The sequence below is a fragment of the Hymenobacter canadensis genome (assembly GCF_027359925.1).
GTDB lineage: Bacteria > Bacteroidota > Bacteroidia > Cytophagales > Hymenobacteraceae > Hymenobacter > Hymenobacter canadensis.
In genome coordinates this window covers 127,486-150,818 of the sequence record NZ_CP114768.1, presented here as the reverse complement: position 1 = coordinate 150,818, position 23,333 = coordinate 127,486, and the positions used below count along the sequence as shown (strand labels likewise).

Genomic DNA, 23,333 nt, shown 5'->3' with positions numbered 1-23,333 from the left:
TTCCCACGTAGCAGGGGCTGATTCGTAGAGCGGCTGCCGGCCCCAGCTGCTAAGTGTCAAAAGGCTGCGCCATCATGCGTTTTGACGGCCCACAATCCATCCCCTCGTACGGGGATAAAGAGCAAGCTATCGCGCGCCAGCAGTCCGTTCTTGACGCGATTACCCGTGTTTCGCTTCCATACTAAATTGCCTGCTGACCCTAAGCAATAGACCTGGAGATCAAAGCTGGAGAAGTAAATTTTATCCTCGACAACGGTGGGGGGGTAGTAGGGAGTGTCCCCGGTTTGGTAGGCGAATTTGACGTGGCCAGTGGCCAGATCCACGGCGTAAAAGGCGTGGTGGAAGCTGCCGAAATAGAGCAGACTATCGCGTATGAGCAGCGAGTTGCTGATCCAGTCATAGGTCTTGTTGCGCCATAGCAGCTGGACATGCTGGCGGTTGTCATCGACGGTCTGAGAAGTGGGAGAGCAGGCGGCCAACCAACACCAGCATAAGAGGCCACTCAGCGTTTGGAAAAATCTCATGCCTAAGTGCCCCTTGATGGAAAGCTCGTGATCGTGAGTAGCAGTCGCGTCAAAGCGAGCCGTAAGCACAAAGGAAGTTAATGGGTTTAAGTAAACGGTGATTCAAGCAAATGGAACGTCATTTTAGAATGCCTTTTTCGTAGCAGAGCCGCTGTAGGCTGAGGGGCAGTTTGGCATGGTGAGCCCTCAGGAACGCCCGTTTGAAGGGGGAATCAGTATGGAACTGCAGCAGCCGGGCTTCACGGCGGTTCATGGGCACCCAATCGCCCTTCTCATTAACCTTCCGTCCGACGCCCGTAAAGCGCACGTTGTGGATGGTTAAGACGGAGTCAATCAGTCCGTCACGCTGGTTGACCCACACCGCCACCAAGGGTTGGAAGCCTCTTCCGGGCGGGCCGTAGCGCATGCAATTTCCCCATAGTCGCAATCGCGAGCCCCCTGGCCGCTCGACGAGTTCAAACTCGAAGCGCGTCGAACCGGCCCCGCGTTCGAACGCGACCAAACGCTGCTCGAGGCTTACCAGCCCTTCGAGTGTGCGCCACACCGAGTCCCCAGGGGGCTGCCAAAACACGGTGCTATCCAAGAAACTGGTGGACACGCTCCACAGAGCCGTTTGGTAGCGTTGTGCTTCACCCGCCTGCACCACGGCGGGGGGATAAGAAATGGGCGGGGTGTGCTCAGTACACCCCGCCATGCACAGGCTGGCTCCCACGAATACCAGTAGATTTCGACAGGTCATAAGGGAGCTCATTAGAAGACAAGGCCGATCAAAATAAAAGGTAGTGAGACGTTCGCGCAAACGGTTCGATTAGCGAATCGAGCGGTACTTTGCTCATCTGATGAAAAAACTATTCATTGGTTTCCTTCTGCTGGCTGCGCTCGGGTACGGGCTGTATGCGTTGGTCTTCGACCGAGCCAATCACATATACTCCAAACTTCCCCAGGTCAAGGCGGGCATGTCACGCGTCGAAGTAACCGCACTGCTTGGTGTGCCGGACACGACCTATGCCTGGCCGGAGGCGCCTTATCCACCAGTACTGCATTACGAGATGGGGCTGGGTGCTCCCGATGACCTGCGCGTGTTTCTGGACCACGACAGCGTCACCGCGTGGAGCTACAATCAGTAGAAAGCTCTTCCCCTTGTCGTTTAGCCAAAGGGTTCGAAAAGCGAAACGAGCTTTTGCCTGCTATGTGCGTCAGATCATGGAACGCTGGGTAATTTAATGCGCTGTTTGACCGTGAAAAAAACGTTGTCCGGCGATATCGCTGACAGATGAAAATACTCGTTGTATTTGGCACTTACAATGCCGGTTCCAGGCTCGTACGCGACTTCAGTAGCCCCGTAGTAAGTGAGCGACGCATCGACAATGGGCGGCGCAAACGACCAAAACTCATAACGGGCGGCTGTCCGTTTGCCGAGTAACAGCTTGGAGGAGAGCACTAAGCCCAACTCAGGAGCCTCTTCGCCCCCGGCCGTCTGGGCCGCCTGCATGTCCCGCTGAATGTCGGCGCGCGTGAACACCCGGGCCTGCGGGTTGAGGGTCACGTTATCGGCCTCAGTGGGGTACCAGGTTCGCCGGGAATGCACTACGTACACTTCCGTCAGCACATCATCGGGCGTCGTCCAATACTGGCCATCTCGGTATACGACGGGTTTGACGTCGTCGCGCCGGGTTTCGTAATTCATGTAGGGGTTGCCGGCGCGGCGGTAGGCGATTAGTTTCTCATAGCCCTCAGCGACCAGCGCCCGCATAGACAACTTGCAGGTTGGGTCCAGAGTATCCAAACGGATACGGACCCACTGCACGCGGCCGGATTGTAGCTCGGGTAACACGGCCATGGTAATCAGTAATTCGTCTTCTCGTGCCAGTCGCACCCGAAGGTCGCCCCGGTCGTGTTGGGTTAGATAGCGAATGCGGAACTCGGGCACCAGAATGTTGACGATGTCCAACGCCTGATGAGCGCCCCGTACCCGCCGTTCTGTTTGAACCCACGTGGCGTGGAACGAGGAATCCTGCAGCAGCACATATCGAACGGGTAGCGGGGGGGCACCGGCGGCACCTGCTCTCGCGATGCCGGAAATTAAAGAAAGGAACAGTAGGGTGCAGAACACGGCCCACAGTTTCAAGTACCACATACGCGATGAGAATAGGGGTAACCAGTACCACGATGATTGCCTCCGCCCCGATACCAATCAAGGGTGAGGTTGCAGTAGTAGCCTTTGGTCAAAGAACGGTGTCCTCTTCGAGAGTTTAAGAAACCGGTGGTTCAGAGGCCGAGAAGGAGCATTGTTTGCTGCCTTTATCATAACTGGACTTATGGGACAAAAAGACTCATTGCTCAGGTTTGGTTTATAGGAGGGAGGTAAAGGGGCCCCACGGGATTTCATAACTGCGAAAATCTACCTCCTGAGACTCGTCTTTCCAGTAGGTTAACACCCGATGCTTCTGTGTTCTCCTACCTCTTTCAACAAGGTGCCTTTACCTGCTGGCTTAGATAAAAAAAGGGCGGGATTGGTGACGTTATAATGGTTTGATTTATTGATTATCACATCAGGTATGCTGTCTCCATCGAGGTCTCCCACAAAGAGAATATCGATCATTTCATCGTCGAAGGCAGGGTGAGTGACTAGAAGCTGGCGTGTTTCCGTTCCCCCTACCCTGGCTGAGAAGAACAGGCTATAGTCTTGGACAGCTGTTCCCTCAGCTTCCGTTTCCCCTTTTTTCATCCGGCCTGTCGCTCGCAAGCTGGGGTGGTCCAGTAAAAACGGACAGTGAGTTAAGGTAGGTTGATTTTCAGGTCCTGTTCAAATTGATGAGGCGAGCGGTAGCCGAGGGCGGAGTGGCGGCGGTCGAGGTTGAAGTAGGTGTCGAGGTAGTGGGCCACTTCCAAACGGGCTTCTTCGAGGGAGGCGAAAACGGAGCCTGGCGGCAATAACTCGGTTTTGAGTGTACTCCAGCCGGCTTCGGCCTGGGCGTTATCGTACGGGTTGCCCGGCCGGCTGAAGCTAGCCAGAGCGCCAGCTTGCGCGATGCGGGCGCGATAGGCCGCGCTGGTGTACTGGCTGCCGCGGTCGGCGTGGATGATGAGCCCCGGCGCGGGCTGGCGCAGCGTCAGGGCCTGTTCCAAGGCGTGGAGCACCAACTCGGTCGGCATCTGGGCGGCCAAGTGCCAGCCCACTACGCGCCGTGAGCAGGCATCACGCCAGGTGGCCAGGTAGCACCAGCGCCCGCCCGTCAGGGGCAGGTACGTGATGTCGCCGACCCAGACCTGGTTCGGGGCGGTGGGGGCCGACTGACCCAGCAAGCGGTTTTCGGCCACCACGGCCGCTGGGTCGGCCACCGTCGTGCGCGGCCGGTGCGGGCGGGTGCTCAAGGCCCGCAGCCCGTGTTGGCGCAGCCAGGTGCGCAATGCATAGCGGCCCACAGTGTGGCCTTCAGCGTGCAATTCGGCCCGCAGCCGCCGAGTGCCGTAGCGTCGGGCGTGGCGCGTAAAGGCCGCTTGCGCCGCCACTTGCCACGGCGTCGGCGTGCCGGCCGGCCGGTTCCGCCACTGATAATACCCGGCTGGGCTCACGGCCAGCACCTGGCAGAGCAACTGCACGGGCCACGGCTCGGTGCAGGCGGCGATAAAGGCGTAGCGGCTCATGACTGAGGCGGTTGCGCAAAGATGGTCACGACTTTTTTTAAAATATCGCGCTCCATTTCCACGCGCTTGAGCGTGGCCCGCAGCTGCTTGATTTCGTCGCGCTCGGCGCTGCTGGGCACGGCGGCTTCCAGAGCCTGGCGTTGCCAGCGACCCAGCAAGGCCGGCGAAATACCCTGGGCACGAGCCACGTCGCTCTGCCGGGAACCGGCGGCCACTTGGCGGACGCACTCAGCCTTGAAAGCCGGCGTGTATTTCTTACGGGTGGCAGCCAAGCCGCCAGGGTGCGATTTTTCAGTCATGGGCAGCGGAAGTTAAGACTTCTCGCTGTCCGGCCTAGCTAGACCACCTCAAGCAATATAACCCGCCATGGTAGGCAAAGTCCATTCTCTCTCCTGGCAACAAGATAGGCTTCTGTAAAGCTACTGGCACGAGGGGGCGGTCTCGCAGGTAGGATAGCCCGGTCATTAACAGCAGCGTCGAGTCGGGATTTGTAGTGGTCACTGCCCAGCCACTTTCCTCCCCTTCCTCGCCGTCCATCATCTCATCACGCACCTTCACTACCTGAATGGTAGTGTGCTGCAGATATGGCCCTTCTTTGCCCAGAAACAAGCCGACCCACGGCCTGTTTGCCGATCCAGCTGAAACTTCGTCGGCATGGAACAATCCAACTGTTAACACGGCCACGCTCTGAGCGGGCTGGATAGAATCCGCCAGAGTGTTCTGTTTGACCTGAGTAGTGTACGTAGGTGCAGAAGCAGGTTTGGCAACTGCAGCCACTGGGTTAGCGCGGTTATTCTCCCCGGTTGGGCTGGTGCATGAGGCGCAGACTAGGGAGCCGAGGAAGACCAATTGATCCGCTCGTTTGCTCGTTTTCATGGGTTTCTGGTCTTTATATATTTCTGCGAGGGTTAGCAGGTTGGTAGAGGCCTTCTATGCACATGTACAAAGAAGATAAAAGAAAGAACAGGTAGTGGTATATGGCTTATTCTATTTCTTATTTTTATCTCTTAACATAATAGATGTTAGCGGAGCGGTCTTGGAATAAGTGTGATTTTAACATCCTGGCGCGACCTAGTGCCGGCGTGGTACTTTGCTACTATTGTGAAGCTTCCGACCTGTTCCTAATTTTGCTTAGCAGGCCAGAAAAAGGCCCTATTGATAGCTGAACAAGTGCGTTAGTTTGACCTCGCCTTTTCCATTCTGGTAGACGGTCTTTGTAAGCTGGTGCTGGGCATTGTAATACCACTGGGTGCGGCTGACCAGAATGCCTTTTTCTGAGGACGTTTCCTCCAATTTAACTTGGCGGTTATCGTCATAGTGGTACGTAGTGGAGTACTGGGGCCAGTAGCCTTTACTCGCGGGCTTGAGATGGTTTGGACTGCCATCCGCATCGTACCAGGTACGAGTGAAGCGGTGACCGCCTGGAAAGTAGGTAAACTCCTCTACCCAAATCAAGCGCTGCCGGTCATAGGAGAAATGCTGACTGATGCGCCCCAGGCTATCATAGGCCCAGGTGTAGCGGTTTTGGGAAGAGTAGTGCAACTTGGGGGCATCATAGCTTACCAGCCGGCCCTGCGCATCATAGGTGTAGTTAATGACGCTGGTCTTCTCCCAGGTGCGACGCTTTCGGAAATCAGAATCTACCAGAATGCAGCCGCCGGGCCTTCCATTCCCTTTATCAACGTTTTTCTTCTGGCGCCGCTCAGAAGTAAGACGCTCCTCCCGCGTTAGTCGGTTAAGATGGTCGTGGAAATAGCGAGTCTTGATTTGGTCGCCTCGTTCGTTGGTTTCAAGGCGCTCAACTAGCATCGTATCCCGATAACGGGATTGCTCCGTGCCCGTGCTCGCCATGTATTCATGCGATAGCCGGTACTTGCTGTATTGTTCCTCCAATACCCGACCATTTGGGTGATAGGTGCGGGTAAGAACCAGTTGCCGGGCCGTACTATCCACTCTCAGATACTGATACACCTGGCATTTCGCAGGCCTGGCCACCTCACGGCCCGCAATCGTTGGGCTGTCGTTCTGGTTGGTGCTTCCGGAACCTGATACCCCAACAGCCTGTGTGATCAGCATTATCAGATTTAGAGAATTCACCATTGTAAGTACAGCAGGGTGTAAAATATTCGATAAGCTAAGGTAGAATAGGTTTGCCTTACGTGCTGAAAATCACTGTTCCCGAGGGCTTCCGCAGGCGGCGCAGACCATTGGGTTGTATTTCAACTCGGTTGGGGAAGGTGTACTTGCCCAAGCGGTTGATGTGCTCGTAGCGAGCTGGTGAGAGGAGAACCAGGTCCTCGTCGCGCCCCATCCGTAGTGTTTGCGCCCACATCGGCCGGCCCAAGAGACTCGATGCCGAGAACCTGGCCAACGTGCGAAAAGCGTTAGAAAAAGGGCTCTCCGTAGTCGAAACCATCGAACTGACTGGTATGAGCCTCTCCAGCGTCAAATGCTTACGCAAGCAGATGCAGGCAATGGTGAAATCGAGAAAAGTCCTTCGGTGGCCTCTGAAATCATTTTTTTTCGGTGGGAAGCAGCACTTGATAGGTATTCCAGAAATCAGCCCGGTAAGGCACCTTCGCGTCTACTTCTAACAGCGAAGTCTGCAGCACCTGCGGCCTGGTCAGTTCCAGGCTGGTGGTGAGTAGCTCGTGCACATCCTGCCAGTGATGCTTCTCCTGGCTATCGCGCAACACGAAGTCAGTGGTTGACTCCCGCCGGGCATATTTGAGGAAATAGGCACCGTGTGCCTCCTCGTACTGATATACGTCGTGGTGCTTCTGGTACGAGGTAAATGGCTGCGTAAAGCCGTAGCGCTTAACGTATTTGGGCTTGGCTATCTCACTGGGACTACGCGTGGTAAAGGCTTCGTATTTCACGACCGCGAAGTTCTCGGCATCCACGTACACCGTGCCCGCGTAGGCCTCGGCCGCGGGGTAGCCGTAGGGCGTGGTGAAGGCGTTGGGGCGTTTACACTCGAAGGCGACTTCGTAGACCCAGCGGCTTTTGTACTGCGTCTGGCCTTTTAGGGTGAGGGTGTATTTTGGCATCGCGCCGGCTTCCAGCGGGTTGCGGGTCGTGAGGACTGGGTCGTCGCTCCACATCAGCCAGAACACGGGCTGCTCCTGGTATTCCATCATGTGCGGGTCGCCGGACTTACGCACCTGCCGCAGCTGCATAAAGCGGTGGCGGCGGACGTGCTCCCAGCTGCCCCGGCGGTAGCCTTCCTGGTCATAGAAGTCCAGGGCGCCTTCCTGTTGGACCCGCAAGGAGTCGTCGCGCCGGTACTGGGCCCGCGAATAGAGCTGCATGCTGTGCGCCTGCTGGGGATAGTTGGTTGCGATGTGCTCGCGGGCGTTGGTTAAAATGGCCGCGGCACTAAGCGGCGCCCGCACCAGCACATTGCCCAGCATGTGCTCCTGCGGAGTCAGCCGAACAGCCAGTAGCGGCTCCACGGGCTGCGCGGCCAGCACCCGCCGCACCGTGGCGTAACCGATACAGGAAATCTGCATGGTGTCGCGCGCGTGGGCCGTAGGCACAAATAGGGCAAACGCACCGTCAAGGTTCGATACCGTGCCGATGCCAGTGCCCTGGATGCCGATGCTGGCAAAGGCGATGGGCATGCCGGTTTTCGTATCCCGTACCTGGCCCCGCACCTGGTGGCCCGTCACCGGTACGGCCGCCACGGCCCCAGCGGCCAAGCGATTGGTCGGCCGCATAGTCTGGGTGTAGAAGAGGCCATCGAACACGTCCGCCCACGGCGCCCGCATCGGCAGGTAGCCCAGCGGGGAAGCGTAGTAGCTGCCCGCGGGCGTGTGGCGCAGGTTAACGAACCCCACCGCGCTGCCCTGCTGCCGAAATGCCTGCTCGACACTGCCGGGCGGCGGGGTGGGCACCGGGTAGAGCCGGGTGGAGTCGCCGACCCGGCCATAGGTGCCCTCGTAGGCCACGAAGCCCAGCGCGTACACCTGGTCACCCAGCTTCTGCTTCACGAGCCGTCCCATCGGCACGACCCCGCCCAGCAGCCGGCGCAGGGAGGCCGGCTCGTCGTCGTCGGGCTCCCGGTGCTGTTGCACCGCCAGCTGCTTCAGGTAGGTGGCCGTTGTCGCATCGTCCAGGTCAATGCGCTCCATCCGGTTGGCAATGTGGTAAGAGGCTGCCCACACGATAATCTTTGGATGCTCGGGCTGCCGGGCCAGAAACAACAGGTTGTCGGCCATCTGCGCGTCGCGGTCGTTCTGATTGGGTGGGGCCACCTGCCGACGGGCTTGCGCCTTCGCGTCCTGGTGCGACCGGGCCGCCATTCGGAGCCATTGCTGCCAGAAGGCGGCCCGCCCGGCTTGGTCGGGAAGGTGGGCCGCGATGGTAACCAGGGATTGCTGCGCCCGGGCAAACCACCGGGCCAGCGCCACGGTGTCGGCGGGGTGCAGCAGTTGCTGTTTGAAGTCGCCACCAGATAGCTCGGCCAGCAACTCCTGCGCGGGATAAAAGTCGCTCTCACGCCACTTCGTGCGCCGGTCCTGGGCGACGAACTCCCGCAACTCCGGCAACAACAGCTCGTGCGTGTACTCCCCGGATAGCTGGCAGTCAAACCCGGCCACTTGTAGCTTGGGGTGCGTACCCAGATAGTTGGCCAGGGCCTGAAATTCCTGCGTGCCCGACCAGATACCTTCGTAAACCGAGTTTTGCAGCGCGGGCAGCACGGCCTTCCCCGCCGCTATTTCCCGGCGGGCTTTGTCCAGGGCGTACATGTCCCCCTCAAAGGCAAGGGTAGTAAAACCCAGTGAGTCGTGCAGATAGCGAATTAGGTCGATTTTCGCTTCGAATGTCGTCGCATCATCGTGCGTCTGTTCGCCTAGCATCACGATCCGCGCCGCGCCGATGGCCTGCCGCAGGCAGGTATAATTGCGCGGCTCGCCGGAGGCCAGGCGTTCCAGTGGTAGGGAAGCCGCGAGCTCACGCGGTGGGTGGGACTGGCCCCAGGTTGGCAACGGCCCCGCTCCAGTCACTACAAGCACCAGCGCTAGCCGGAGCAATAGATAAGTATAACACTCTCTCATGTGCACTTACGATATATCGGTCCACTTATATCAGCAAATCTAGCCGGCTTTGGCAAAGTGCTTTCCTAAAGTAGCGTCATGGTTTGCTGCACGAGGAAACAAGATGGCTCACACGCTAGTGTGAAACGTGTTACGCGTCCTGTAGCGCATGCTCACCACCGCTGGAACGCTTAGCGTCATTTTATCCACCCGTTGCTACAAGAAGGCCACCGCCAGCGGCGAAGGCTATGAAGCGCCGTCGCAAATCTTGAGTTTCCGGGGGCACACAGAGGGCCATGCCCCCGGCCGTATTCAGGTCTTTGTTCCACTGGAAACGCACCCGGCCAGCTTGCTTTTTTCACATGAAAGGCCCCACGGCCAGCCAACGAAAGCGGAAGCCGTTTAGCTGGCCCAGCAACACATGGCCCAGCTCGTGCGCCAGCACCGCCAGCAGCCAGACCGCCGGCAACAGCAGCAGAGCGAGTTTCTGGCCACCGCTCCAGGGCACGCCCTGGGCCACGTGCATTCCATAGCGGGCTCCCAGCCCACCAGCCAGTCCGCCAATCAGCAAGGACCCTATTATGCGTAACGTTTTCATCAGCTAAGCGGTGGCTTGAGTGGCGGGTAGCACAGTCGGCCGGCCGTCGGCAATGGCTGCACCACGCGCGTCATTGCCGACGGCCGGCCTGCCCCACCGGATGCCCCAGCCTCGGCCGCCTGTGGGGCAGAGGGTTGGCCGGTCCTTGAATGGTGGCCGGCCATCTGACCCGGCGCCGCAGGGGCCGCTTGGCCGCTGTGTAGGCCAGGGTAAAACGCACAGACCAGAATGTGAATCGCAGATCGTCCTGCGGTTTCAGCTCGAAAGACTCCCAGGGGCTGAAGCAGCCGGGGCTGCTGGCGTCACGCCCAGAACCCGTTCATCCAGCGCGTCGAGCACGGCGGCATCGTGGCGGGGGTCGAACTTGCGGGCCCAGAGGCGGTCGGTGGCCAGCAGCGCCGGCAGGTCGGCCAGGGTGAAGGTGCGCGGACTGGCCCCGCCTCCGCTCCAGTCGATGTAGCGCAGGTTGTTGTTGACGATGAGGGCCCGCAGCGGCGAGTTGAGCAGAATGGTGTGTAGCAGAAACTCGTCGGAGCCCCAGGTGAGGCGGGCGAAGCGGCGCAGGGCCGGGCGGGCGGCCACAAAATCGACCACGTAGCGGGCGCACTCGTGGCTGAGCGTGTACCAGCCGCCCATGCGGCCGCCGTAGAGCTCGTAGCCGGGCAGCGGAAACCGGCGGCGCGGCAGCACCGCGTTCAGTAGCCGCTGCACACCGTAGCGGCCGGGAAACGAATATTCGGTGAGGTGGTACTGCTCGGCGCGGCTGCGATTGGCCTGCCACCAGGGCGAGTCCGGCGCATCATACTCCATGAACGAGATGCCCGGGTGCTGCTCGAAAAACCGGTGGATGTCGGCGGCCGGGCGCAGCGGGTAGTCCTGGCCGCTGAGCACGTTGAAGTAGGTGAAGGCCGGGCCGGGGTGGGCCAGCATCTCGGCCAGTCCTGCCAGGGCGGCCTCCGTGAGCGAGTAGCCGCCCCAGCGTACGCTGAGCCGCGCCCGGGTGAACATCACGCCCGGCTGCCCGGCCAGGTGGGCGAAGTCGGCGAAATCGGCCTTGGCATCGAGGTGCACGAAGCAGGTAGCCTGCGGATGAGCCAGCCGCTGCAGCAGCCGCGCCAGCTGCGCGGGGCCCTGATGAACCAGAATGAGATGGGCAATACGCATAGTCAGTCACTAAACATAGTCAATAGGGGGAACTTGCCGCCAGTTGCGGGGCCGTCGATGCGGAAGCATCTGGGTCCGATGAAAGCCGTAGCAGGCGGCGACCCTCGGCCCAGCGGGCGGGCAGCTCGCGCTGCAATAAGCTAAATCCGAACACAAATCCAGCCAGAATAGTGGGCAAGCAGGCCAGAGCCACGCCGTAGATGCCGTGGGTGAAGTGGATGGCTACCACGTCGCCGGTCACGTTCACGGCCAGCATCAGCAGCACTTTCAGCCGGTTGAGATGGGGGCGGCCAGCACGCGGCGCAACATGGCCAGCTCGGCTGCCACGGTAGCCTTCACCGCCGGCAGCAGGGCCTGGGCCGTAGCCTCGTCGAGGGTGCGCTCGAAAGCGCTGGCCGCCGGGTTGGTGTATGCGGGCTGCCCGTCGGCGGTCAGGCGCAGAATAAGATTGGGGCTACGCTCGGTGGCTTCAACGGCGGCGGCGGCCGGCATGAGGGAAGGAGTTGGTCAGCAGAAAGCCCGCGAAAACAAGGAAAACCACCAGATTACTCGCCGGTCCATGCTCCTGCGCCAACAGGGCAACACCCTTCAGCAGATTGCCCGGGAGCTTACCAGCGGCGACTACCGTACCCATCGCGGCAAAAAGTTCGAGGCCACGGCTGCCCGCAGCCTCCAGAACCGGCAGATCTTCTTATCCGGGGCTTTGTAAACCGCCGCCTGGCAGTAGCGCTTCTCTGCCGTAGCGGCAGGGGCATAAAGCGGAGGAAACCGGATCAGGCAGTCATGAGCAGAGGGTAGTCCGGGCAATTGTTCGCATCGGTGTGCCTGAACTGGCCGGAGAATGAAAGGGGCTGTCTTTTTTCCACACTATCCCATATATACTATTGTGTAGAATTGCTGGTATCTGGTGTTAACTTTAGCTGCTTAGCCATTCTGGTCTCTCCCCTACGGAGTTGCTTCCGGCGCCGTCTATTCCCTGGCACGTGTGAAGTTGAATTTACAGCTGATCATTATCTCAGATCATGATGACATCCTTCGTCGTTTTTACTGCAGGAAACGCTCCTTGGCGTGGGCAGTTGCTGAATGGTGACCATTCGCTGAACCCCGTTGCCGGAGTGCCCCGGACTGCCTCGACAGGATGCCCCCGGGCCCGGTATGAGTGGCCGCGGCCAGCTACTTCGCGGACGAGCTTTGCCGCGAGTACGGCACGCCCCCGGTGGCGCGGGTACTGGCGGGCCTTCGCTACTTAGCCTGATAACTCACCCCAGGTGGTCCAATCCACTATTTGCTAAATGATTCCGAACGGTGAGAACGGAAGTTGCTCCTGTTCCCGACCTTATTGCTACCCCTGCTTATGCTTGCTTCTGCTACTCCCGCCGCGCTCAAACAAGCCCTGCACCAGCGCGATACTGAGATTGAATCGTTACGGGCCGAGCTGGCCGCAATAAAAGCCATGCTGCCGCCCGGCATCCGGGACAACGCCGCATTTTTGAAGCAGGCGCAGCACATCTTCGACGGGATGCTGCATACCGACCACCAGGGCCGTATTGTCTGGGCCAACGAGGCCTTTCTGGAGCGCTTCCGTTGTACGCTGCCCCAGGTGCTGGGCCGCTCCGTTGCGCACCTGCCGCCCGACCTGCAGCCGGATGCAGCCATTGAGGCAACAGTGAACGGGTGCATTGCCCGGGGCAAGGAATTTCAGGTGGAGGTACCCGACCCGCGGCCCCAGGATGAACGTAACTGGCTACGGCTCAAAATGCTGCCCATCATCAGTGAAACCCAGACCGTGGAGCTGTTTGTGGGCCTGCTGCAGGATATTTCGCTGAAGCGCCGGGCACAGCTGGCCCTGGTCGAAAGCGAAGAACGGTTTCATGTCCTGGCCCAATATGCGCCGTGCGTGCTCTACCGGGTGCGCCATCCGCACGCGTCGGCGGGCCCACGTGAGGTGCTGTATTGCAGCCCGCAGCTCCACGACCGGTTCGGTATTGAAAACCTGGAAGACCTGCGCACCTACATTCATCCCGATGACAAATCACGCTTTCTTACCACTCTCGATGCAGGCGTAGCCAGCCATGCGCCGGTGAGCGTGGAATTCCGGCTACTAGTACCGGGCCAGCCAATGCGCTGGTGCCAGACCAGTTCGCTAATGTCAGGCTGCGACGAGCAGGGTATCGTGCGTAGCGGTAGCCTGGAAGACGTGACCCTGCGCCGCGACGCCGAGCGCGAGGCCCGCCAAAGCTCCCTGCGCGCCCAAATGGCAATAGAAGGCCTGGGCGTTGGCACTTGGGAATATCACTATAAAACCGACTACGTCAGCTTTTCGCCCGAGGGCAGGCTGATGCTGGGCTATTCGGGCCACGCCCCCGGCCAGGAATGCCGCACCTTGGCCGAGCTTGTGCACTCCGACGATGCTCCCGCCGTGCATGCCGCCTGGAAGGCCTACCACCGCGGCGACAGCGAGTTCTTCAGCTGCGAGCACCGCATCCGCTGCGCCGATGGCGACTACAAGTGGGTGCTGAACCGGGGCATTATCACCAAGCGGGACAACGAGGGGGACAAGCTGATTTTCACGGGCATATTTGCCGATATCTCGGCGCGCAGGAAGAGTGAGGCTGCCCTCGCGACGACGGCCCTGCGCCTGACCACCACCATCAGAAAGCTGAAGCGCGGCGTGCTGCTGGTGGATGAAAACCGCAAGGTGGTGCTGACCAATGAGGCCTTCTGCCGGATGTTTGGGTTGGGGCAGTCCCCCGAAGAGCTCATTGGCGCAGATTACGGCCCGATTGAGGCACAGGTGAGGGCTGCGGTGCAGGGTCCGCTGGAGGAAGGGCCCCTGGCCGACATGCCCGAGCTGGTGGCCGACCGCCACGAGGTACGCCACAACCTGCTGCGCCTGCGCAACGGCCGGCTGGTGGAGCGCGACTTTGTGCCGGTAGAGGAAAACGGCACCGATATCGGTTTTCTGTGGAAATTCGAGGACATCACCGATAGCTACCTGGCCGAAACCAACCTGCGCCTGCGCGAAGAAAAGTACCGTACCATCATCGACAACATGGAGCTGGGCCTGGTGGAAATGGACCTGGACCAGCGCGTGCTCTACGTTAACTCCACCTACTGCGCTATTATCGGCTATTCCAAGGAGGAGCTGATTGGCCAGACCCTGCCCCCGAAGCTAGTACCGCCCGAGAGTGTGTCCTATCTGGACCAGCAGCTCAGCATGCGCCGCCAGGGCCTCAGCAACTCCTACCAGATACCGCTGGTCACCAAATCGGGGGAAACCAAGTGGGTGTTTGCCGGAGCCGCCCCGCTCTACGACCAGGAGCACCGCGTGGCCGGCACCATTGCCGTGGGCCTCGACATCACCGCTCATAAGCAGATGGAGCAGAGTCTGCGCGAAGCCATGCAGCAGGCCGAGCAGTCGGCCCGGGTCAAAGAGCAGTTTCTGGCCAACATGAGCCATGAAATCCGCACGCCCATGAACGCCATTCTGGGCATGAGCCAGCTGCTGGCCAAAACCTCCCTGGCCCCCCGCCAGAGCAACTACCTGCACGCCATCAGCACCTCAGCCGAAAACCTGCTGGTCATCATCAACGATATTCTGGACCTGTCCAAGCTCGACTCGGGCAAGATGACCCTGGAGCACGTCGGCTTCAACGTGAACCGCCTCTGCGAGCAGGTGAAGAAAACGCTGCTCTACAAAGCCGAGGAAAAGGGTCTGTCGCTGAAGGTCAAGGTAAGCTCGCTGGTGCCCGACGTGGTGCTCGGCGACCCGCACCGCATCACCCAGATTCTGCTGAACCTGGCCAGCAACGCCGTAAAGTTCACCGAAAAGGGTGAAGTCAGCATTGAGTGCAAAGTGGTGGATTTCCAGGAAGGCACCGTGAAGCTGGGCTTTGCGGTGCGCGACACGGGCATCGGCATTGCCCCCGAGTACCTGCAGCATATCTTTCAGGAGTTCAGCCAGGAAGACCCCTCCATCACCCGGCAGTTTGGGGGCACGGGCCTGGGCCTGAACATCTGCCGCAGCCTGGCCCGGCTGATGAGCAGCGAAGTCGTTATTGAGAGCGTGAAAAACCAGGGTACCGATACGTTCTTCGTGCTGACCCTGCTCATGGGCACCATCGACGACCTGCCGCACCGGGGCCTGGTGGTCGGCACCAACCTGCAGGAGCTGCGCGGCAAGAAAATCCTGCTCGTGGAAGACAACGAGTACAACCGGCTGATGGCCAAAACCTTCCTGCTGAACGCTCACATGAAGGTGACCGAAGCCGAAAACGGGCAGGTGGCTCTCGACTGCGTGGCGCGGAATTCTTTCGACCTTATCCTGATGGACATGCAGATGCCCGTGATGGATGGCTTCGAGGCCACCCGGCGCCTGCGCCACGACCTGGGCCTGACCCTTCCGATTATTGCCCTCACGGCCTCGGCCGTAAGCGGCGAGAAAGAGCGCTGCCTGGCCGCCGGCATGGACGATTACCTCACCAAACCCTTCTACGAGAACGAGCTGCTGCAGCTGCTCTGCGACTGGCTGCTGCAGCCGGCGGCAGTCCCCGGTTCCCCGAACGAGGTTGCCCAGCCCGCCCTGCCCGCGGCGCTCGCAGCGCCGTCGATGATCTACAACCTGGAGATACTGCAAAACATGTCGCAGGGCGACCAGAAGTTCGTGTCGTCGATGATCCAGACATTTATAGACAGCACCCAACGCACGCTGCAGGGCTTGCACGCGGCCCTGGCCGTGGGCAACCTGACCGGCCTGCAGGCGGCGGCCCACATGCTGCGCCCCAGCCTGCGCCACCTCCAGATTCATACGGCCCTCAAGCTGATGGACCAGCTCGAGAACTGGGCCGGGCCATTTTCCTACGACGACCTGCAGCCGCTGGTGGAGGCCGCCGACCGGATTCTGCGCCAGGTGCTGGTGGAGATGACGGCCGAGCAGCAAACGCGCCGCGCGGCCGGCCTCTAGGCATCCCGGGCGTGTTTCGGAGTCGACGCATTCCGGGGGCGGGGGCAAAGATGCCTCGCAACGGTGCGTTGGAAACCAGGCCGCGGGGCCGCGGGAGCGGGGGGGCATCGACACTGCTGTGCCAGGCGCCTTAAGGTTTCCTTAAAATCCAGCCACGGACTCTGTTTCTGCGTTTAAGCCGACTAACACTGAATGAGCGGCGTGCTACCGACGGCTTACCCAAATTCGACGATCTTAGAGCAAACCATCATGAACGACATGAAAGACATGCACAACTTGAGTAACGACAAGACCAACACCAAAACTTTCGAAATGCCCGGTAAGTGTCCCTTCGGTGGCGACCGGATCGGCGGCGTGGAAGGCACACCGCCCACGCTCTCCGACTGGTATCCTAACCGCCTGAAGGTGGAGCTTCTGCACCAGAACGGCCCGCAGGCCAACCCCCTGGGCGACGACTTCAACTACGCCGAAGCCTTCAACTCCATCAACCTGGAGGAGCTGAAAAACGAAATCAAGGGCTTCCTGACGACTTCAGTGGACTGGTGGCCCTCCGACTACAATAACTACGGTCCGCAGATGATTCGCATGGCCTGGCACTCGGCCGGTACCTACCGCATTGCCGACGGCCGCGGCGGCGCCGGCGAGGCCCTGCAGCGCTTCGCCCCCATTAACAGCTGGTGGGACAACGGCAACACCGACAAGTCGCGCCGCCTCATCTGGCCCATCAAGCAGAAGTACGGCAGCTCCCTCTCCTGGGCCGACCTGATTGTGTTGACCGGTAACTGCGCCCTCGAAATCATGGGCTTCCCGACCTACGGCTTCGCCGGCGGCCGCCAGGATGCCTGGGAGGCCGACAACGCTACCTACTGGGGCCCCGAAGTAGTGCACGATATGTCCAAGGCAAAGTCGCCCGACGAGATGGTGAGCCGCGACAAGCGCTGGCGCGGCCGCAACGGCGACGCCGACTACGATCTGGAAAACCCGCTGGCCGCCTCGCACCAGGCCCTTATTTACGTGAACCCCGAAGGCCCCTACGGCAAGGGCGACCCGGCCGCCTCCGCCAACGACATCCGCGTAACCTTCACGCGCATGGCCATGAACAACGAGGAAACCGTGGCCCTGATTGCCGGCGGCCATGCCTTCGGTAAGAGCCACGGCATGGTGCCGTCTGACAAAATTGGCGTGGCGCCCGAAATCGCGCCCATGGAGGCTATGGGCCTGGGCTGGCACAACCCCCAGGGCAAAGGCAACGCCGAAGACACGATGACCAACGGCATCGAAGGCAGCTGGACCCCCAACCCCACGCAGTGGGACAACGACTACCTCATCAACCTGTTCAAGTTTGAGTGGGAGCAGACCCGCAGCCCGGCTGGCGCGCTGCAGTGGACCCCGGTGGACAAAAGCGCCCCCAAAACGCCCGACGCGCACATCGAAGGCCAAATGAACGACCTGATGATGATGACCACGGACATTGCCCTCAAGGTGGACCCCGAGTACCGCGCCGTCTGCGAGAAGTTCCTCAACGACTTCGATGCCTTCACTCAGGCTTTCTCGAAAGCCTGGTACAAGCTTACCCACCGCGACATGGGCCCCCGGGAGCGGTACCTCGGCCCCGAGAAGGTCAACGAAAACGACCTGCTCTGGCAGGATCCCATCCCGCTGGCCGACTACACCATCATCGACGCGGCGGATGTTGCAGACCTGAAGAAGTCCATCCTGGCTACCGGCATTTCTGTGTCGGACCTTGTGTTCACGGCCTTCTCGTCGGCCGTGACGCACCGCCACAGCGACAAGCGCGGCGGCGCCAACGGGGGCCGTCTGGCCCTGGCCCCGCAGAAAGACTGGGAAATCAACCGCCGCACGGTGCCCGTAGTGGCGGCCCTGCAGAAGGTAATGGCCGATTTCAACGGCACCGATAAGGACAGCAAAGGCGGCAAGCAGGTTTCGCTGGCCGACCTCATCGTGCTGGGCGGCTGCGCAGCCCTCGAAAAAGCCGCCGCCGACGCGGGCGTGCCCACCGAAGTACCCTTCACCCCGGGCCGCCGCGACACCACCCAGGAGCTCACCGACATCGAGATGTTCACCTGGCTGAAGCCGGTAGCCGACGGTTTCCGCAACTTCCTCGATAGTGACTTCAACCAGATTGCCAAGCACGTGGCCCCCGAGGAGATGTTCCTCGACAAGGCCCAGCTGCTCTCGCTGACCTCGCCTGAGTGGGTGGCCCTTACGGGCGGCCTGCGCGCCATGAACGCCAACTACGACGGCTCGAAGCACGGCATTTTCACCGACCGTGAAGGCGTGCTCACCAACGACTTCTTCAACGTGCTCACCAGCACGGACTACGACTGGAAGAAGTCGGACTCGCGCGGCATGACCTTCTGGCTGAAGGACCGCACCTCGGGCGAAAACCGCTACTCGGCCACCCGCGCCGACCTGCTGTTCGGCTCGAACAGCCAGCTGCGCGCCGTGGCGGAAGTGTACGCCGGCAACGACGGCCATAAACGCTTCGTGAAGGCGTTTGTGAAGGCCTGGGACAAGGTGATGATGCTTGACCGCTACGACGTGAAAGCATAGCACCGTTAACCGCTTGTGCCGGCCGCAAGGCTGATATGAGAATTCATAGGGGAAAAGCTCCACGCCGGGGTTTTTCCCCTATTTGTTTGTGGGCGCAGCATGGCTGTCTGTCGTTCGCCTTGATGAACTGATTCAGGCAAAACCCAAACCAGCCGGGCCAAGGCCCCGTCTAAGCCCATGCGTGTTGCCGTCATGCCCACCCTTGTGGCAAAGGCCGGCGCTGCGCGCAAAATATCAAACCCTTAAGTAACTGACTGAAACTGATGAAATCATCCCTGCTCACGGCCGCTTTGGCCGTTTTAGCCCTCCAGGCCCCCGCCCAGACTGCCCCGGCCGCCGCGCCCCGCGCGACTCCCGACCAGATTGCCACCAAAAAAGGCCCGCTCACAGTGCAGCCCATCACCCACGCCAGCCTGGTGCTGACCTGGAACGGCAAAACCATCTACGTGGACCCCTCCGGCGGGGCCGAAGCCTACGCCGGCCTGGCAGCACCCGATGTAGTCCTCATCACTGACATCCACGGCGACCACATGGATGCCAAAACCCTGGCCGCCCTGCCCATCGGCAAGGCGCTGCTGCTGGCCCCCAAAGCCGTAGCCGAACAGCTGCCGGCCGAGTACCGGGCGCAGGTCCGCATCCTCAGTAATGGCCAGCGCCTCGACACGTTGGGCATGACGGTTTCGGCCATTCCGATGTACAACCTGCCCGAAACGGCCGACTCCCGTCACCCCAAGGGCCGCGGCAACGGCTACCTCCTAAGCCTGGGCGGCAAAACCGTGTACCTATCCGGCGACACCGAAGACGTTGCCGAAATGCGCGCCCTCAAAAACATCGACGTGGCCTTCGTGTGCATGAACCTGCCCTACACCATGGACGTTAATCAGGCCGCGCAGGGCGTTTTGGCGTTCAAGCCCGGCATCGTGTATCCCTACCACTACCGCGGCCAGAACGGCCTGAGCGACGTGGCCACCTTTCAGAAGCAGGTGCAGGCCAAGAACAAGAAAATCGACGTGCGTCTGCGCAACTGGTACCCGGCGGCGAAGTAAGCCCGCCGCTGCCGATGGGCACGAGGGGATTTCAGGCCCGCGTATCGACCTTTTCCTGGTCAGCTTCCGCACTCTCAGCGAGTTTTGGCTCCGGGCCCGAACTATGCCCGCCGGCTGGTTTAAAGAAGCGCCCGCCCTGCCTGTCAGACCCGCAGGACGGGCGCTTCTTAAGCCCGCCGGAGTAGCTGCGCCACGGATTGCAATAACAATGCTACCGGGTCATCGTTGAGAGAAGGGCCTATAGGGGCAGCTTATCGCGCAGGGCGCTGTAGGTCCAGGTGCCGGCCAAAGCGGCCAGGATCAGCACCGCCGCCGCGCCCACGCCGCTGCCCAGCTGGGCGAACATGGGCCCGGGGCAGGCCCCCGTGAGGGCCCAACCCAGCCCGAAAATGGTGCCCCCGATCCAGGTGCCGTGGCTGTACTTTTTGTCGGCGATGGTTATGGGCTCGCCGTTGAGGGTCTTCAGGTGGTTGCGCTTGATGAGCTGGATGGAAATCATCCCTACGACAATGGCCGAGCCGATAACGCCATACATGTGGAAGCTCTGGAAGCGGAACATCTCCTGAATGCGCCACCAGCTCACCACTTCGCTTTTGGTCAGAATGATGCCAAATAACACGCCCAGCACCAGGTATTTGAGATTTTTCATGTCAGGTAATAGTTGAATGAGTTAGGGGCGGGCAGCCAGCAGGCGCACCACCCGGGCCGGGCCGGCATGAAAGGTGCCTTCGCGGAGCACCACGCCCCGCTCCTGATTTTCCAGCAGCTGCCGGCGCAAGTAGGTATTGAAAGCCGTGCCGTAGGCGTATTGTGCGCTTGCGTAACGGGTATTCCAGCACTCGGCGGCGTCAGGCAGGGAAGCAGTGCTCATGCCAGCTTGGGTTAAAACATGAGCGGGTAAATGACCCAGGTCATCAGCAGGCCACCCGCGAAGAAGCCGATAACGGCCACCAGCGACACCCACTGCAGGTTCGAGAGGCCCGAAATGGCGTGGCCCGAGGTGCAGCCGCCGGCGTAGCGCGTGCCGAAACCGACCAGAAAGCCCCCGAGTACCAGAAATACCCAGCCCTTCCAGTTGGCCAGATTCTCCAGCGCAAACAACTCCCGGGGCAGCAGGCCGGAGAAGTCTGTGAGGCCCATCTGGGTGTGGAGGTCGCGCACGGTTGCGGCGGAGATGCCCACGGTGGTGGGGTGGCCCAGCACCTGGTAGCCCAGAAAGCCGCCCAGGGCAATGCCGAGCACGAACCACAGGTTCCAGCTTTCCTTGCGCCAGTCGTAGGTGAGGAAGGGGATGCCGGCCGGCACGCAGGCCGCGCACACGTGGCGCAGGGAGCTGCTGATGCCCAGGGCTTTGTTGCCGATGAGCAGCAGGGCCGGCACAGTCAGCCCGATCAGGGGCCCGGCCACGTACCAGGGCCAGGATTGTTGCAACAGGTCAATCATGAATCGAAGGAAAAAAGGTTTCCGGAAAGCCGCCTGTTCAGGCTGCTTTCCAGAAGTGGCGTGCGTTAATGGTGGGCTTCGGCCGTTTGGAACGATTTCACGGCCTCGCCCAGGTCGTACACGGTAGTGCCAGGCAGGGTGGGAGCCACGATGCTGCTGCCCGCGGCCGAGCGGTAGCCGCCGGCGCAATGCACCACCACGGGCTTGCCGGTCGGGATTTCCGCGGCCCGCTCGCGCAGCTCGGGTAGCGGAATATTGAGCGCGCCGGCAAACAGCGGCTCAGCTTTGGCCTCCGCGGCGTTGCGGATATCCACGATGGTGTACTGCTCCGGATGCTCCCGGAAGCGCTCCACATCGAGCTGGGGCAGGGTGGCGTCGGCGGCCGGCGTGCCGATCAGGGCGCCGGCAATCAGGGGCTCGTAGCCGATTCTAGCGGCTTTCTGAATCAGGGATTCGCGCTGAACCTCGTCGGCGGCTACCAGGTAGAATCGCTCCTCGGGGCTCACAATCGAGCCCAGCCAGGTTTCAAACTTGCCGCCCTGCTGAATATTGAGCGCTCCTCCAACGTGACCCTGCTTGAAGGTGGCTTCGTCGCGGGCATCCACCACCAGCACGCCCGGTTCCAGGGCACTGTTGGCGGCCAGCCGGGCTACGTTACGCACGCTGGACGCATAAGCGGGGGCGCCGGCTTTGTTGAGGGCCACATCGTAGCCGAAGTATTTGGGAATGAAGGGCTGGTCGGCCAGCAGCTCGGCCACGAAGGCCTCCTCGCTCAGGGGGCGTAGCGCGTAGTTGCCGTTCTTCTCGGCCCCGATGGTGCTGCTGTTGGCCCCGCTCAGGGCTTTGCCGCAGAGGCTGCCCGCGCCGTGGGCGGGGTACACCAGCACGTCGTCGGCCAGGGGCATTAGCTTCCCGCGCAGCGAGTGGTACATCTGCCGGGCCAGCTCCTCACGTTTGGCGGTCAGGTTGCCGGCCTTTTCGCGCAGGTCGGGCCGTCCCACGTCCCCGACAAACAGGGTGTCGCCGGTGAACACGGCCACGTCCTGGCCCGCGCGGCTGAGCACGATGCTGATGGAGTCGGGCGAGTGGCCGGGCGTGTTCAATGCCCGGAACGTGAGCTGGCCCACCGCAAAGTCGTCGCCCTCGTCGAAGCTCTCGTGGGCGTAGTCGGCCCCCAGCAGCTGGCTGACCCGAATCACGGCCCCGGTGGCCCGGGCAATTTCCAGGTGCGACGACACGAAGTCGGCGTGGGGGTGGGTTTCGATGATGCTGGTGATGCGCGCGTCGTGGGCCCGGGCGAAGTCGTAGTAGGGCTGCGGGTCGCGGGCGGGGTCGATGAGCACGATTTCGCGGGCGCACTCGCTCAGGATGGCGTAGGAGAAATGGGCCAGCCCTTTGTCTTCAAACTGTTCAATTTTCATGACGGCAAGCGGGTTGAAAAAAGGAGAGGTAGGAAAAGACGATGAATGAGAAGCCTACGCGTGGCTGAACACCAGCTCACGCAGCAGAATGAAGGTGCCCATGGCCAGGGTGAACCAGCCGAAAGCGGGCTTGAGCTTAGCGCCGGGAATGAAGCGGGCCAGATAGGTGCCCAGCACGATGCCCACCAGGGCAAAAGCCAGGAACCCAAGCAGGAACGGCCAGGCAATGGGCGTGCCCGCGCTCAGGTCGCCGCTGAAGCCGATGAGCGAGTTCAAGGCGATGATGGCCAGCGAGGTGCCCACGGCCAGCTTCATGGGCAGGCGGGCGCCCAGCACCAGGGCCGGAATAATCAGGAAGCCGCCGCCGGCCCCCACGAAGCCCGTGAGCAGGCCCACCACCAGCCCAATGGCGAGAATGAGCGGGTAGTTGAAGGCGTGCCGGGCGCGCAGTTCCTCGTCCAGCACTTCTTCGGCCTGCCGGCTGCGAATCATGGAGGTGGCGGCAACCACCATCAGCACCGCAAAGGCGACCAGCACCAGCAGGTCTTTCGTGAAGACGATGCCGCCCAGCGTGAACAGCACGTGCGGGATGGCCGGCATGAGCACCTTGCGCACCAGAAACACCGCCGCCAGCGAAGGAATCAGGAACACAATAGCCGTTTTCAGCGACACCAGCCCCTTGCGGAAGTAGCCTGAGGCCCCCACCACCGAAGTGCTGCCCACCACAAACAGGGAGTAGGCCGTGCTCAGCACCGGGCTCACCCCCATCAGGTACACCAGCACCGGCACCGTGAGAATGGAGCCCCCGCCCCCCATGATGCCCAGGGAAAGGCCGATGAAAATGGCGGCGAAGTAGCCAAAGTAGTGGAGCATACCTGGGTGGATGAACGTATGTATTTATGAATGATTGTTC

The 23,333-nt window shown here is 61.0% G+C and carries 22 protein-coding genes; 5 read left to right on the top strand and 17 right to left on the bottom strand.

Annotated features, from left to right (window positions below; all coding sequences use genetic code 11):
- Positions 1-56: 56 nt before the first annotated feature.
- On the bottom strand, positions 57-479 hold the full coding sequence (locus O3303_RS20030; RefSeq protein WP_269562208.1) for a PQQ-binding-like beta-propeller repeat protein: 423 nt from the start codon (positions 477-479) through the stop codon (positions 57-59).
- A 163-nt stretch (positions 480-642) separates the two neighbouring features.
- On the bottom strand, positions 643-1,263 hold the full coding sequence (locus O3303_RS20025) for a hypothetical protein (protein ID WP_269562207.1): 621 nt from the start codon (positions 1,261-1,263) through the stop codon (positions 643-645).
- Positions 1,264-1,363: 100 nt separating this feature from the next.
- Between O3303_RS20025 and O3303_RS20020 the strand changes: the two genes are divergently transcribed.
- Positions 1,364-1,651 carry a hypothetical protein gene (locus O3303_RS20020; protein WP_269562206.1) on the top strand — a complete coding sequence of 96 codons (288 nt, stop codon included), beginning with the start codon at positions 1,364-1,366 and terminating at the stop codon, positions 1,649-1,651.
- 74 nt (positions 1,652-1,725) lie between these two features.
- On the opposite strand, the gene O3303_RS20015 is transcribed toward O3303_RS20020, so the two are convergent.
- The 10 genes from O3303_RS20015 to O3303_RS19970 form a co-directional block, all read right to left on the bottom strand.
- A complete protein-coding gene (locus O3303_RS20015; protein WP_269562205.1) occupies positions 1,726-2,661 on the bottom strand; it encodes a hypothetical protein in 936 nt (311 codons plus the stop codon).
- Positions 2,662-2,955: 294 nt separating this feature from the next.
- Positions 2,956-3,252, bottom strand: a complete 297-nt coding sequence (locus O3303_RS20010; RefSeq protein ID WP_269562204.1) for a hypothetical protein — start codon at positions 3,250-3,252, stop codon at positions 2,956-2,958.
- 50 nt (positions 3,253-3,302) lie between these two features.
- Complete coding sequence (locus O3303_RS20005; protein ID WP_269562086.1) at positions 3,303-4,172, bottom strand: IS3 family transposase; 870 nt, start codon at positions 4,170-4,172, stop codon at positions 3,303-3,305.
- Entirely contained in the window at positions 4,169-4,471 is a 303-nt protein-coding gene (locus O3303_RS20000) for a transposase (RefSeq protein WP_269562085.1), read from the bottom strand. The genes O3303_RS20005 and O3303_RS20000 overlap by 4 nt, the downstream gene beginning before the upstream one ends.
- Positions 4,472-5,324: 853 nt before the next feature.
- The gene (locus tag O3303_RS19995) at positions 5,325-6,248 is read right to left on the bottom strand and encodes an RHS repeat domain-containing protein (RefSeq protein ID WP_269562203.1); all 924 of its coding nucleotides are present in this window, start codon (positions 6,246-6,248) and stop codon (positions 5,325-5,327) included.
- A 437-nt stretch (positions 6,249-6,685) separates the two neighbouring features.
- A complete protein-coding gene (locus O3303_RS19990) occupies positions 6,686-9,190 on the bottom strand; it encodes an erythromycin esterase family protein (RefSeq protein ID WP_269562202.1) in 2,505 nt (834 codons plus the stop codon).
- A gap of 379 nt (positions 9,191-9,569) precedes the next feature.
- Positions 9,570-9,809 (bottom strand): hypothetical protein, encoded by a 240-nt coding sequence (locus O3303_RS19985; RefSeq protein ID WP_269562201.1) that lies wholly within the window; start codon positions 9,807-9,809, stop codon positions 9,570-9,572.
- 255 nt (positions 9,810-10,064) lie between these two features.
- Positions 10,065-10,973, bottom strand: a complete 909-nt coding sequence (locus tag O3303_RS19980) for a beta-1,6-N-acetylglucosaminyltransferase (RefSeq protein ID WP_269562200.1) — start codon at positions 10,971-10,973, stop codon at positions 10,065-10,067.
- 19 nt (positions 10,974-10,992) lie between these two features.
- A complete protein-coding gene (locus O3303_RS19975) occupies positions 10,993-11,238 on the bottom strand; it encodes a hypothetical protein (RefSeq protein WP_269562199.1) in 246 nt (81 codons plus the stop codon).
- 2 nt (positions 11,239-11,240) lie between these two features.
- Positions 11,241-11,465, bottom strand: a complete 225-nt coding sequence (locus O3303_RS19970) for a hypothetical protein (protein WP_269562198.1) — start codon at positions 11,463-11,465, stop codon at positions 11,241-11,243.
- 67 nt (positions 11,466-11,532) lie between these two features.
- Here O3303_RS19970 and O3303_RS19965 point away from each other — a divergent pair, with 67 nt between their 5' ends.
- The 4 genes from O3303_RS19965 (at position 11,533) to O3303_RS19950 (ending at position 19,556) form a co-directional block, all read left to right on the top strand.
- Positions 11,533-11,682, top strand: a complete 150-nt coding sequence (locus O3303_RS19965) for a hypothetical protein (protein WP_269562197.1) — start codon at positions 11,533-11,535, stop codon at positions 11,680-11,682.
- A gap of 645 nt (positions 11,683-12,327) precedes the next feature.
- Entirely contained in the window at positions 12,328-15,936 is a 3,609-nt protein-coding gene (locus tag O3303_RS19960; RefSeq protein WP_269562196.1) for a PAS domain S-box protein, read from the top strand.
- A 258-nt stretch (positions 15,937-16,194) separates the two neighbouring features.
- Positions 16,195-18,510, top strand: a complete 2,316-nt coding sequence (gene katG / locus O3303_RS19955) for a catalase/peroxidase HPI (RefSeq protein WP_434086424.1) — start codon at positions 16,195-16,197, stop codon at positions 18,508-18,510.
- A gap of 263 nt (positions 18,511-18,773) precedes the next feature.
- Positions 18,774-19,556 (top strand): MBL fold metallo-hydrolase, encoded by a 783-nt coding sequence (locus O3303_RS19950; protein WP_434086423.1) that lies wholly within the window; start codon positions 18,774-18,776, stop codon positions 19,554-19,556.
- A 238-nt stretch (positions 19,557-19,794) separates the two neighbouring features.
- Here the strand turns inward: O3303_RS19950 and O3303_RS19945 are convergent, their stop codons facing one another.
- From O3303_RS19945 to O3303_RS19925, 5 genes are all read right to left on the bottom strand, one after another.
- Complete coding sequence (locus O3303_RS19945) at positions 19,795-20,205, bottom strand: DUF6691 family protein (RefSeq protein ID WP_269562195.1); 411 nt, start codon at positions 20,203-20,205, stop codon at positions 19,795-19,797.
- A gap of 21 nt (positions 20,206-20,226) precedes the next feature.
- The gene (locus tag O3303_RS19940) at positions 20,227-20,427 is read right to left on the bottom strand and encodes a hypothetical protein (RefSeq protein WP_269562194.1); all 201 of its coding nucleotides are present in this window, start codon (positions 20,425-20,427) and stop codon (positions 20,227-20,229) included.
- An 11-nt stretch (positions 20,428-20,438) separates the two neighbouring features.
- The gene (locus tag O3303_RS19935) at positions 20,439-20,999 is read right to left on the bottom strand and encodes a YeeE/YedE family protein (protein WP_269562193.1); all 561 of its coding nucleotides are present in this window, start codon (positions 20,997-20,999) and stop codon (positions 20,439-20,441) included.
- 65 nt (positions 21,000-21,064) lie between these two features.
- Positions 21,065-22,420: an MBL fold metallo-hydrolase gene (locus O3303_RS19930; RefSeq protein ID WP_269562192.1), complete on the bottom strand. Its 1,356-nt coding sequence runs from the start codon at positions 22,418-22,420 to the stop codon at positions 21,065-21,067.
- Between the two features lie 54 nt (positions 22,421-22,474).
- Positions 22,475-23,293 carry a sulfite exporter TauE/SafE family protein gene (locus O3303_RS19925; RefSeq protein WP_269562191.1) on the bottom strand — a complete coding sequence of 273 codons (819 nt, stop codon included), beginning with the start codon at positions 23,291-23,293 and terminating at the stop codon, positions 22,475-22,477.
- Positions 23,294-23,333 lie beyond the last annotated feature (40 nt).

Coding starts and splice junctions, on each gene's coding strand:
- O3303_RS20025 (WP_269562207.1), bottom strand. CDS start 1,263: ATGACCTGTCGAAATCTACTGGTATTCGTGGGAGCCAGCCTGTGCATG.
- O3303_RS20020 (WP_269562206.1), top strand. CDS start 1,364: ATGAAAAAACTATTCATTGGTTTCCTTCTGCTGGCTGCGCTCGGGTAC.
- O3303_RS20015 (WP_269562205.1), bottom strand. CDS start 2,661: ATGTGGTACTTGAAACTGTGGGCCGTGTTCTGCACCCTACTGTTCCTT.
- O3303_RS20010 (WP_269562204.1), bottom strand. CDS start 3,252: ATGAAAAAAGGGGAAACGGAAGCTGAGGGAACAGCTGTCCAAGACTAT.
- O3303_RS20005 (WP_269562086.1), bottom strand. CDS start 4,172: ATGAGCCGCTACGCCTTTATCGCCGCCTGCACCGAGCCGTGGCCCGTG.
- O3303_RS20000 (WP_269562085.1), bottom strand. CDS start 4,471: ATGACTGAAAAATCGCACCCTGGCGGCTTGGCTGCCACCCGTAAGAAA.
- O3303_RS19995 (WP_269562203.1), bottom strand. CDS start 6,248: ATGCTGATCACACAGGCTGTTGGGGTATCAGGTTCCGGAAGCACCAAC.
- O3303_RS19985 (WP_269562201.1), bottom strand. CDS start 9,809: ATGAAAACGTTACGCATAATAGGGTCCTTGCTGATTGGCGGACTGGCT.
- O3303_RS19980 (WP_269562200.1), bottom strand. CDS start 10,973: ATGCGTATTGCCCATCTCATTCTGGTTCATCAGGGCCCCGCGCAGCTG.
- O3303_RS19970 (WP_269562198.1), bottom strand. CDS start 11,465: ATGCCGGCCGCCGCCGCCGTTGAAGCCACCGAGCGTAGCCCCAATCTT.
- O3303_RS19965 (WP_269562197.1), top strand. CDS start 11,533: ATGCTCCTGCGCCAACAGGGCAACACCCTTCAGCAGATTGCCCGGGAG.
- O3303_RS19960 (WP_269562196.1), top strand. CDS start 12,328: ATGCTTGCTTCTGCTACTCCCGCCGCGCTCAAACAAGCCCTGCACCAG.
- katG (WP_434086424.1), top strand. CDS start 16,195: ATGAAAGACATGCACAACTTGAGTAACGACAAGACCAACACCAAAACT.
- O3303_RS19950 (WP_434086423.1), top strand. CDS start 18,774: ATGAAATCATCCCTGCTCACGGCCGCTTTGGCCGTTTTAGCCCTCCAG.
- O3303_RS19945 (WP_269562195.1), bottom strand. CDS start 20,205: ATGAAAAATCTCAAATACCTGGTGCTGGGCGTGTTATTTGGCATCATT.
- O3303_RS19940 (WP_269562194.1), bottom strand. CDS start 20,427: ATGAGCACTGCTTCCCTGCCTGACGCCGCCGAGTGCTGGAATACCCGT.
- O3303_RS19935 (WP_269562193.1), bottom strand. CDS start 20,999: ATGATTGACCTGTTGCAACAATCCTGGCCCTGGTACGTGGCCGGGCCC.
- O3303_RS19930 (WP_269562192.1), bottom strand. CDS start 22,420: ATGAAAATTGAACAGTTTGAAGACAAAGGGCTGGCCCATTTCTCCTAC.
- O3303_RS19925 (WP_269562191.1), bottom strand. CDS start 23,293: ATGCTCCACTACTTTGGCTACTTCGCCGCCATTTTCATCGGCCTTTCC.